Origin of the sequence: Arsenicicoccus sp. UBA6765 (assembly GCF_002453335.1) — a bacterium.
Taxonomy (GTDB): Bacteria; Actinomycetota; Actinomycetes; order Actinomycetales; family Dermatophilaceae; genus Arsenicicoccus; species Arsenicicoccus bolidensis.
Genome location: NZ_DKGR01000054.1, coordinates 1 through 3,153 on the forward strand (window position 1 = coordinate 1; position 3,153 = coordinate 3,153).

The following is a 3,153-nucleotide window of genomic DNA, read 5'->3' on the forward strand; positions in this document are numbered from 1 at the left end:
CTGGTCGCGGCCCGGCCCTGGGGCGCCGGAGGCGCCGCGCTGCTGTCGTGGTGGCCCCAGGCTGCCGTGCTCACCGCTGTGGCTGCGGCGACCGTGCTGCTGCCGGGGCCGCCTCGTGCGCGGCCGGGGGCGACCCGTCCCTCTGGTCCCTCCGGGCGTCTCTGGTGGCGGCCACCCGCGCCGTGGGGACGGCCGGCGGACGGGACCGGCGCGGGTCCCGGCGACGCGCGCGGCGCATGATCGGCGCCTCCACGTAGCGATAGCTCACCCACGCCACCAGCAGTGACGCCACGATCGTCGTGGGCCACAGCACGAGGAAGTCCCCCGTGAAGGGCTTGTGGCCGATCGCGCGCGCGAGCAGGCCGAGCACGACGAGGTGATAGACGAACACGCCGTAGGACAGGTCTCCGAGCAGCCGGGCCGGGCGGCTGCCGAGGGCCGCGACGACGCGGGACGAGCTCGGCTCGGCGGCGATGCAGGGCAGCACGACCAGCACCGCCAGGATCGTGTAACCGAGGTTCTTGCTGCCCGCCTCGAGCAGCGTCGCGCGGTCCAGGCCGTACGGTCCGGCCAGGCGGGTGGTGAGGAGCAGGTAGAGCGCACCCGCGGCAGCCCACAGCGTCCCCGGCGAGGCGACGAGGTCGTCGACCGCCGTGCGGGGCAGCTCGCCCGCGAGGCGCCCCTCGTGCCAGACCGCGAGGGCCATGCCCCCGCCGAACCACGCGGCGTACTCCGGGAGCCAGTAGTTCGTCATACCCTCGACGTTGTCGTGGGTGAGCACGATCCAGGCGAGCGAGACGGCGGGCAGGCAGGCGAGGACGACGAGGGCGAGCTCGGACCAGCTCAGCCAGCTCGACCGCGGCAGGCGCGACAGCCCCCACGCCGCCAGGGGCAGGACGAGGTAGAACGCGACCTCGGTCGACAGGCTCCACATCTGCGTGAGGCCGGGCACCGACGGGGACGGCACGTAGATCTGCGACATCGTCGCCACGCGCAGGTAGTGGACGAGGCCGACCTTGTCGTGCTGGAGCAGCAGGTAGGCCGCCAGCACGGCGACCCACGCGGCCGGCAGGATGCGGAACACCCGGTGCCGCAGGTAGGTCCGCAGGTCACGGGCGCCGGACACCTGCGTGGCGGTCGCGCTCCCGAGGCGGGCCCGGGCGTGCGGGCGATAGAGCAGGAAGCCCGACACCACGAAGAACAGCGGGACGCCCGCGTCGAGGCGAGCGAGGAGCCCGGCATACGGGCCGTGGATCGCCAGCCCGCTGGTGAAGCCCACGTGCGTGGTGACCACCATGAGGGCACCGACGATCCGCAACCCGTCGAGGGCCGCGAAGCGGGTGGTCCTGGGCTCAGCCACCCGAGGAGGGTAACCAGCGAGTAACCCGGAACGCCTTCTGGTGTGACACGGACGACACGGATGACGGTGCGAGCGCAACGTCTGGGTCACGAGGGGCAGACAACTCCCAGCCGCGCTGCTATGGTCCCAGGAACCGCGGCGCTACTCACCAGTAGGCACCCGTCGCCGACCGAACGACACACCTCGTCTCGTCAACGTCACTGTTGCCGTTCCCTGAGCAGGAGTCCCCCATGCGTCGCATCCTCGGCGGTCTCGCCGTCTTCCTCGGCATCCTCGCCCTCGTCCTCGGCATGCGGGCCGACTCGATCTACGACCAGCTGGCCACGGTCCCGCTCGACCAGAAGACCACGGCCGAGTCCGAGGGCACCGGCGTCAGCGCCCTGCGCGTGGCCGCGCAGGGCGGCACGGTCAGGTTCGACAAGCTGACCGACCAGCACGTCAAGAACACCCGCACCATCATCGGCCTGCCCGGCAAGGTGCCCGAGGGCCAGCGCGACGACAACGCCTTCTGGCAGATCGGCCTCCGCACCGAGATCGTCGACGGTCAGCCGCTGTCCCTGAGCACCGACGGCGTCTCCATCAACCGGCGCACCGGCCTGGCGACCAACTGCTGCGGCGACTTCGTGGGCGTGGGCACCACCGAGAACCAGAACGCCACCCAGCCGATCACGCACGAGGGACTGTTCTTCAAGTTCCCCTTCGACGCGCAGAAGAAGTCCTATCCCTTCTGGGACGGCGAGCTCAAGGCCGCCCGCGACGCGGCCTTCGTGCGCGAGGAGAAGGTCAAGGGCCTCAACACCTACGTCTATGAGCAGACCATCCCCACCACCCGCCTCCCCGGGTCCCGCACCGTGCCGCGCACGATGTTCGGCAGCGGCACGGGCAACGTGCAGGTCCAGTCGGACTACGCCAACACCCGCACCTTCTGGGTCGAGCCCAACACCGGCGCGATCATCCGCGCGCAGGAGAACATCAACCGCGAGGCCGTCTCCGAGGCCGGCACGGTCACCCTGATCAAGGGCGTCATCGGCTACAACGACAAGACGCAGCGGAAGTTCGCCGACGAGTACGGCGACAAGGCCGGCAAGCTCGCGTTCGTGCGCGACCTGCTCGGACCGATCGGCTTCATCGCCGGCGCGCTCCTGACGCTGCTCGGCCTGCTCCTGCTGTTCACCCGTCGCCGCGGCGAGCACCGCGACTCCCGGCGCGTCGACCTCGTCGCCGCCGACCGCGAGACGTCGGGCGCCACCCGCGCCTGACCGGCACCGGCCAGCGGCGGCGCTGCTTGGCCATCCACTCCCAGATCGTCACGCCGGACGCCGTCTGCGGGTCGTTGCGGGCGACGTAGATCCAGGACCAGTGACCGGGGAACTCGTGGCCGTTCCACACGACGTTGGGGTAGGCCGTGAGGCGGGCGTTGCCGAGGAGCCGCACCGCGCGCCCCGTCGTCGCCTGGTAGTCCACTACCGGGTCGTTGGTGGCGTGGACGAACCACGTCGGGGTCGAGCGCAGCCGCAGGATCTGCGCGTCGGTGAGCATCCGCTGCGTCGTCCCGGTCGCCTGGTCCTTGAGGACGTAGGCCGCGCAGACCGGCACGTTGGCGGCGAAGTAGCGCGGGTAGGCCGACGCCAGCCTCATCGCCATGTAGCCGCCGTTGGACGGGCCGACGACGTAGATCCGGGACGTGTCGACGTCGTGGCCCTTGGCGAACTCGTCGACCAGGCTCTTGAGCCGGCGCGTGTAGGAGTATTCGCCGTCATCGAGCCACCGGGTCCCAGCAGATCTTCAAGGGC

General features: G+C 71.0%; 3 protein-coding genes. 1 reads left to right on the forward strand and 2 read right to left on the reverse strand.

Going from position 1 to position 3,153, the window contains the following annotated elements; all coding sequences use genetic code 11:
- Positions 1-70 precede the first annotated feature (70 nt).
- Positions 71-1,360: an acyltransferase family protein gene (locus B4K29_RS14510; RefSeq protein WP_286967894.1), complete on the reverse strand. Its 1,290-nt coding sequence runs from the start codon at positions 1,358-1,360 to the stop codon at positions 71-73.
- A gap of 230 nt (positions 1,361-1,590) precedes the next feature.
- On the opposite strand from B4K29_RS14510, the gene B4K29_RS14515 reads away from it, so the two are divergent.
- The gene (locus tag B4K29_RS14515) at positions 1,591-2,619 is read left to right on the forward strand and encodes a DUF3068 domain-containing protein (RefSeq protein ID WP_286967896.1); all 1,029 of its coding nucleotides are present in this window, start codon (positions 1,591-1,593) and stop codon (positions 2,617-2,619) included.
- Here B4K29_RS14515 and B4K29_RS14520 read toward each other — a convergent pair.
- Complete coding sequence (locus tag B4K29_RS14520; RefSeq protein WP_286967898.1) at positions 2,531-3,082, reverse strand: prolyl oligopeptidase family serine peptidase; 552 nt, start codon at positions 3,080-3,082, stop codon at positions 2,531-2,533. The genes B4K29_RS14515 and B4K29_RS14520 overlap by 89 nt on opposite strands.
- Positions 3,083-3,153: the final 71 nt, after the last annotated feature.